The sequence below is a fragment of the Streptomyces africanus genome (genome assembly GCF_002150735.1).
Classification (GTDB): Bacteria; Actinomycetota; Actinomycetes; order Streptomycetales; family Streptomycetaceae; genus Streptomyces; species Streptomyces africanus.
In genome coordinates, this window is sequence record NZ_MUKA01000258.1 from 1 (window position 1) to 6,295 (window position 6,295).

The window sequence follows — 6,295 nt, forward strand, 5'->3', positions numbered from 1 at the left end:
CCCGTACCCGCACCAGCTGGGGAACTCGGAGAGTGAGTGGGCGGAGCTGGACGCGGTCGTCAAGTTCATCAGGGGCCTGCCCGGCAGGAACAAGCCGATCCGTTTCATCGGCTATTCCCTGGGCGCGGCCATCATGGGCTCCTACGTCCTCCAGCACCCCGACAACGTCGAGAGCCTGCTCCTGCTCGCCCCCGTCTTTCCGCCCAAGGGACGGTGGTCGGGCAACCCCGCCGCCCCCTTCGGACGCCCGGCCGAGGCCCAGACGCTGCCCGTGTCCACGCCGGCCCTCACCTGGGGCTTCCCGATGCTCGTCGGCACCAAGACAGGGTTCAGGACGGGGCTGGACGGCAACCCCGCACTGCGGGAGCCCGACATCGTGGACCTCGCCTGGGAGGCCTGCATGGAGAACGATCCCCTCGGCAGCAAGTGGGGCCCCGAAGTGGCACCGGGTGAGTACGAGGGCATCCTGCGGTACCGGAACACCTACTGGTGGGGCTGGAACAACCAGACGGTGCCGCACGAGAACCCGGTTGGCACACGCGTCCTCGGCCAACGGGTTCCCGTACTCATCATCTACGGGGAGCAGGACCGGACCGCCAACAGCCCCGCGACCTTCCCCGACCCCATCCGCTTCTCCGTGCCGGCCCTCTACGCGGCCGTCCAGGGTCCCCAGAAGCTGATGTTCTGCCTCGCCGGAGCAGGCCACTCCCTGGTGTGGGAGCGCACCGCCAAGACCGTGCACCACATGTCGAAGCAGTGGTTCAAGAACGGCAAGGTGGAGGGCCTCGGCGGCGGCAGCTACTTCAGGGACCCGGACGGTGAGCTGACACCCCTGCCGTGACGGCTCAGGTCAGGAAGTCCCGCCCGATCCGCTCCGCCACCCGCTCCAGGATCGGCCCCGCCTCGGCGATGCACTTCGCCACGTCGGGCTCCGCGTCCGTCAGGGGGTAGACCCGGCGGAAACCGGCCCGGCCCAGTGCCTGAGGGGACAGGGCCAGGCGGCCGCAGACCGCGACGACCTCCTTGCCCGCCGCCCGGGCCGCCGCGGCGACGCCCGCCGGGGCCTTGCCGTGGAGGGTCTGTTCGTCGAGGGAGCCCTCGCCGGTGATCACCAGATCGGCACGGTCCAGGGCGGGGGCGAAGCCCAGGACGTCGAGCATGACCTCGATGCCGGCGCGGAAACGGGCGCCGAGCAGCAGGGCGCCGTAGCCGATGCCGCCCGCCGCGCCCGCGCCCGGCGAGGCGGCGTACGCGGCGGCCTTCGGTCCGGCCGACTCCTCCAGCACCTTCGCGAAGTGCGCGAGGGCGGCGTCCAGGGCCGCCACGTCGTCCGGTGAGGCGCCCTTCTGCGGGCCGTAGACCGCGGGCGCGCCCTTCGGTCCGGTCAGCGGGTTGTCCACGTCGCTCGCGAGGACCAGTTCGACCTCCGACAGGCGCGGGTCGAGGGCCGAGAGGTCGGCGGTGGCCAGGTCGGCGAGTCCGGCGCCGCCCGGGGGTACCGGCTCGCCGTGCCCGTCCAGGAAGCGCGCGCCCAGCGCGGACAGCATTCCGGCGCCGCCGTCCGTGGTGGCGCTGCCGCCGACGCCGAAGACGATCGTGCGGGCGCCCGCGTCCAGCGCGGCCCGCAGCAGCTCGCCGGAGCCGTACGTGGAGGCCGTGAGCGGGGCGAAGACCCCGGCGGGCAGCCGCTGGAGTCCGCTCGCCTCGGCCATCTCCACGACCGCGGTGCCCTCGCGCAGCGCGAACGCCGCCGTCACCTCGTCGCCGAGCGGACCGGCGACCCGTACCTCCCGGCGCTCGAACCCGGCCGCGACCGCCGCGGCCACGGTTCCGTCACCGCCGTCGGCCACGGGCAGCGCCTCGACCTCCAGGTCCGGTACGGCCCGGCGCAGCCCGGCCGTCACCCGCTCGGCCACCTCCACGGCCGTCAGCGATCCCTTGAACTTGTCCGCGGCGACGAGCACCCGCCGTGCCTTCCGGGTATCGCTCACTGCAGCGTCCGCCACTTGCACTCCCCTTGCTCTCCGGGCCCTCACGCACGTCAGGGCCAGTCGCGCCGCAGCGACCTTAACCGCAGCACGCCCCGCCCGTCAGCTCTTGCCCACCCCGTGGACCGAGGCCCTCAGGGGCGCGGGGAACTGCGCGCCCAACCACGACGTACCGGCAGCCGCGAGCACACCGCAGTCCCCCGCCCCTCCGGCGCACCGAAAACGGGTAGACCATAACCATGCCCCCAGCGCACACCCGGACAGACCTCCCCGACCGCATCCTCGGCGGCTGGCAGGGCCGCATCGCGGGCAACATGCTCGGCAAGCCGGTCGAGCAGGGCGAGGTCTGGACCCGCGACCGCATCGACCGCTACCTCCGCCAGGCCGCCGCCCTGCCGCTGACCGACTACCTCCCCGAACCGATCACCGAACACGACGGCTTCGAGCTGCGCCCCGAATGGCGCCAGTGCGTACGCGGCCGTATCCACGGCAGTTGCCGTGACGACGACGTCGACTACGCGATCCTCGGCCTGGACCTGCTGGAGACCCACGGCTTCGGCTTCAGCACCGAGCAGGTCGGCGACCTGTGGCTGCTGCGCCTGCCGTACCTGCAGACGTTCACCGCCGAGCGGGCCGCGTACCGCAACCTCGCGAACGGGCTCAAACCGCCGCTGACGGCGACGTACGACAATCCGTACCAGGAGTGGATCGGGGCGCTGATCAGGGCCGACATCCACGGCTGGACCTGCCCGGGCCTGCCGCGCCGGGCCGCTTCGCTGGCGCGGCGGGACGCGGTGCTGTCGCACACCGGCAACGGGGTCTACGGGGCGATGTGGGCGGCGGCGCTGATCGCCGCGGCGTTCACGGCGCCCACCGTGCGGCACGCGATCGAGGAGGCGCTGGCCGTGATCCCGGCGAGCAGTCGGCTGGCCCGCACGGTGCGCCGGGTCGTCTCCCTGCACGACACCCGGATGTCCTGGGAGGACACGCTCACCACGCTCACCGAGGAGACGGCCGGGATGGGCTGGATCCACACCGTCCCGAACGCCGCCGTCCTCACCGCCGGCCTGCTCTACGGCGACGGCGACTTCACCCGCACCATCGCCCTGACCGTGCGCGGCGGCCTGGACACCGACTCCAACGGTGCGACGGCGGGGTCGGTGGCCGGGGTTCTCGGCGGGGCGGCGGCCATTCCGCAGCAGTGGACGGTTCCGCTGGAGGACACGGTCCGCAGCGCGGTGTTCGGCTTCGACGGGGTGCGGATCAGCGAGCTGGCGGAGCGGACACTGCGGCTGGCCGAGCACCAGCTCTGACCGGATCGAACCGGCCATTCCCCGGCCGGACGGGGTGCCCGAGCGGCTGTTTCCGGCCACGTGTCCATGGTCCGACTATGTCGATCAAAACCAAACGTAAGGTGATCTGGCCATTGACCCATTTGATCATTTCCAGTCACCTGGTCCGCGCCCTCGCGCCCGACAGAAAGCGTTTGCTCCTCATGTCTCGTCTCAGAACCGCCCTGCGTGCCACCGCCACCGCGACCGTCCTGACCGCCGCCGTGCTCACCGCGCCGGGGGCCGTGGCCGCAGAGCAGTCCCCGGCCTCCGCCTCCGCCACCGTATGCGGCGCCGGCTACACGCTGCGCAAGACGGTCCCGCTGCCCCTCGGCGTCGACCCCGACCTGCGCAAGGCGATGCTCTTCGCCTACGAGAACGGCAGCAAGGGCTGCGTCATTCTCGACAACAACGTCGGCCGGGCGCAGTACATGTCCGTGCAGATCTGCAAGGTGGACGGCACGGCCTGCGACCCCGACACGGGCACCTTCAGCGAATACGCGGGCCCGGTGTACGTCTCCAGCTTCGCCTGCGCCCCGGTGACCGCCAAGATGGGCTCGTCCTCCAGCAGCCTCTACATCAACTACAAGTCCAGCTACGTCTTCCCCTGCGGCTGAGCCGTCACCGGGTGGCTACCCTGCCCCCATGACGACCTCTTCTGACTTCGCCGCCTACATCGCGTCCCTGCCCCGCGTCCTGGCCGGAGCCGCCGCGCTGTTCCGGGACGGCGAGGGCCGGGTGCTGCTCGTCGAGCCCAACTACCGCGAGGGCTGGGCGCTGCCCGGCGGCACGATCGAGTCCGACGACGGCGAGACGCCGCGGCAGGGCGCGCGGCGCGAGACGGCGGAGGAGATCGGGCTGGACCGCGAGCTCGGCCGGCTGCTGGCGGTGGACTGGGTGCACGGCCCGGGGCGTCCGCCGCTGGTGGCGTATCTGTACGACGGCGGGGTGCTCGGCGAGGACGAGTTCAAGGCGATCCGGCTCCAGGAGGAGGAACTGCTCTCCTGGCGGCTGGTCCCGCGCGAGGAGCTGGCCGAGTATCTCCCGGGCGCCCTCGGCCGCCGTGTCCTGGCCGGCCTGGACGTGCTGGCGGACGGCTCGGGCACGGCGGAGCTGGAGAACGGGCACCGGGTGTCCTGACCGGCCCCGCCCGTTCACCCGCCGGGATCCCGTTCGATAACCGCTCGCAGGCGTCGTACGGCCCGGCCTACCCTCGGGGACATGGCCAAGCCCCTCGTCGCGCTCCTCACCGGTGCCGGTATCAGCACGGACTCCGGGATCCCGGACTACCGCGGGCCGAACGGGCTCTGGCGGCGGGATCCGGAGGCCGAGAAGCTCGTCACGTACGAGTACTACATGGGCGACCCGGAGATCCGCCGCCGCTCCTGGCGGATGCGGCGCGAGAACCGGGCCCTTCAGGCGGAGCCCAACGCCGCGCACCGGGCGGTGGCCGAACTGGAGCGGTCCGGGGTACCCGTCCGGGTGATCACGCAGAACGTGGACGGGCTGCACCAGCTCGCCGGGATGCCCGACCGCAAGGTCCTCGAACTGCACGGCACCGCCCGGAGTGTCGTCTGTACCGGATGCCACGCCCGCGGCCCGATGGAGGACGTCCTCGCCCGGGTCGAGGCCGGTGAGGACGACCCGCCGTGCCTGGAGTGCGGCGGCGTCCTGAAGTCGGCGACGGTGATGTTCGGCGAGCGGCTCGACCCCGTCGTCCTCGGCGAGGCGGCCGCCATCAGCAAGGCCTGCCAGGTGTTCGTCGCCGTCGGCACGAGCCTCCAGGTCCAGCCCGCCGCCGGTCTCGCCGGTGTCGCCGCCGATCACGGCGCCCGCCTGATCATCGTCAACGCCGAGCCGACGCCGTACGACGACCGTGCCGACGAGATCGTCCGCGAGCCCATCGGCACGGCGCTGCCGGAGTTGCTGCGCGGCCTCACGGATGACGGGCCGCCCACAGGTCCTCCAGGCGCGTGAGTGCGTCGTGGCCCTGGTCGCGCTCGGCGTCGGTGAGGCGGAGCGCGGCGGCCCGGGCGAGGGCGGTCGCCGCCGTCTCCTCGTCGCCGAGTCGTCCCGCGATGTCCGCGCGCAGCACGAGGAGCTGAAGCAGCTGTACGGGCGTCGGCGTCTCGTCCGTCAGACGCAGGACACGGTCGACGACCTTGGCGGCGCCCACCGCGTCCCCCTTGGAGTCCGCCAGGAGCGACGCGTGGGTGCTGATCGAGTCGGTCGCGGTTCGTAGTGCTTCATCGCGAAGAACTGGAGCTCGAAGCCGCCGCGTTCCACGACCGCGTACGGGTTGGGGCTGCGCTGTTCGAACGTCACCTCGAAGCCGAGGGCCGTGTAGAAGTCGAGGAGTCACATTTGACCAGCCGCGGGCCTAGAAGAGTGCGGCTCCCCGCTCGAAGTCCAGCAGGCGCTGCTTGCGGTCCAGGCCGCCCCCATACCCCGTCAGGCTCCCGTTCGCGCCGATGACGCGGTGGCAGGGGACGATGACGCCGACGGGGTTGCGGCCGTTGGCGAGGCCGACCGCGCGGGAGGCCGTGGGGGTGCCGAGGGCGTCGGCGAGTTGGCCGTAGGTGCGGGTCTCGCCGTAGGGGATGCGCCGGAGCTGGTCCCAGACGGCACGCTGGAACGGCGTGCCGGTCAGGCGGAGTTCGACGGTGAACTGCTTGAGCTCTCCCGCGAAGTAGGCCTTCAGTTGTTCCTCCGCCCGCGCGAACAGGGTGTCGTCGCGGGTGCCGAAGGTCTCCTCCGGCGGGCGGTGACGCTGGCCGGTCATGTAGAGGCCGCACAGGACACCGTCGTCGGCGACGAGGGTGAGGGGGCCGTAGGGGCTGTCGGTCACGGTGTGGTGCTTCATGGAACGTCCCTATACCGGTAGGAAGTTGATGGGGTGGCTGTCGGTCGCCCAGAGGTACTGGACCGCGTAGGCCCGCCAGGGGCGCCAGGCCGCCGCGCGGGCGGTGAGGGCGG

General features: G+C 72.2%; 7 protein-coding genes and 1 pseudogene. 5 read left to right on the forward strand and 3 right to left on the reverse strand.

Translation table 11 applies throughout. The features are described 5' to 3' along the window. The coding region (locus tag CCL05_RS29270; protein ID WP_086563639.1) for an alpha/beta fold hydrolase at positions 1–841 on the forward strand (841 nt) is incomplete at its 5' end. A 4-nt stretch (positions 842–845) separates the two neighbouring features. Here CCL05_RS29270 and CCL05_RS29275 read toward each other — a convergent pair. Further along, positions 846–1,964, reverse strand: a complete 1,119-nt coding sequence (locus tag CCL05_RS29275) for a glycerate kinase (protein ID WP_086563641.1) — start codon at positions 1,962–1,964, stop codon at positions 846–848. A gap of 263 nt (positions 1,965–2,227) precedes the next feature. On the opposite strand from CCL05_RS29275, the gene CCL05_RS29280 reads away from it, so the two are divergent. From CCL05_RS29280 to CCL05_RS29295, 4 genes are all read left to right on the forward strand, one after another. Next, positions 2,228–3,301 (forward strand): ADP-ribosylglycohydrolase family protein, encoded by a 1,074-nt coding sequence (locus CCL05_RS29280; RefSeq protein ID WP_086563643.1) that lies wholly within the window; start codon positions 2,228–2,230, stop codon positions 3,299–3,301. 182 nt (positions 3,302–3,483) lie between these two features. Beyond that, complete coding sequence (locus tag CCL05_RS29285; RefSeq protein WP_086563644.1) at positions 3,484–3,936, forward strand: hypothetical protein; 453 nt, start codon at positions 3,484–3,486, stop codon at positions 3,934–3,936. A 28-nt stretch (positions 3,937–3,964) separates the two neighbouring features. Then, positions 3,965–4,459, forward strand: a complete 495-nt coding sequence (locus tag CCL05_RS29290; RefSeq protein ID WP_086563646.1) for an NUDIX domain-containing protein — start codon at positions 3,965–3,967, stop codon at positions 4,457–4,459. A gap of 81 nt (positions 4,460–4,540) precedes the next feature. After that, positions 4,541–5,296 (forward strand): SIR2 family NAD-dependent protein deacylase, encoded by a 756-nt coding sequence (locus CCL05_RS29295; RefSeq protein ID WP_086563648.1) that lies wholly within the window; start codon positions 4,541–4,543, stop codon positions 5,294–5,296. Here CCL05_RS29295 and CCL05_RS29300 read toward each other — a convergent pair. Together CCL05_RS29300 and CCL05_RS29305 are read right to left on the reverse strand one after the other, a co-directional pair. Then, positions 5,256–5,677, reverse strand: a pseudogene (locus tag CCL05_RS29300) (VOC family protein); the annotation flags it as partial. The gene CCL05_RS29295 and the pseudogene CCL05_RS29300 sit on opposite strands and share 41 nt — an antisense overlap. A 22-nt stretch (positions 5,678–5,699) precedes the next feature. Beyond that, positions 5,700–6,182 carry a methylated-DNA--[protein]-cysteine S-methyltransferase gene (locus CCL05_RS29305; RefSeq protein WP_086563649.1) on the reverse strand — a complete coding sequence of 161 codons (483 nt, stop codon included), beginning with the start codon at positions 6,180–6,182 and terminating at the stop codon, positions 5,700–5,702. Positions 6,183–6,295: the final 113 nt, after the last annotated feature.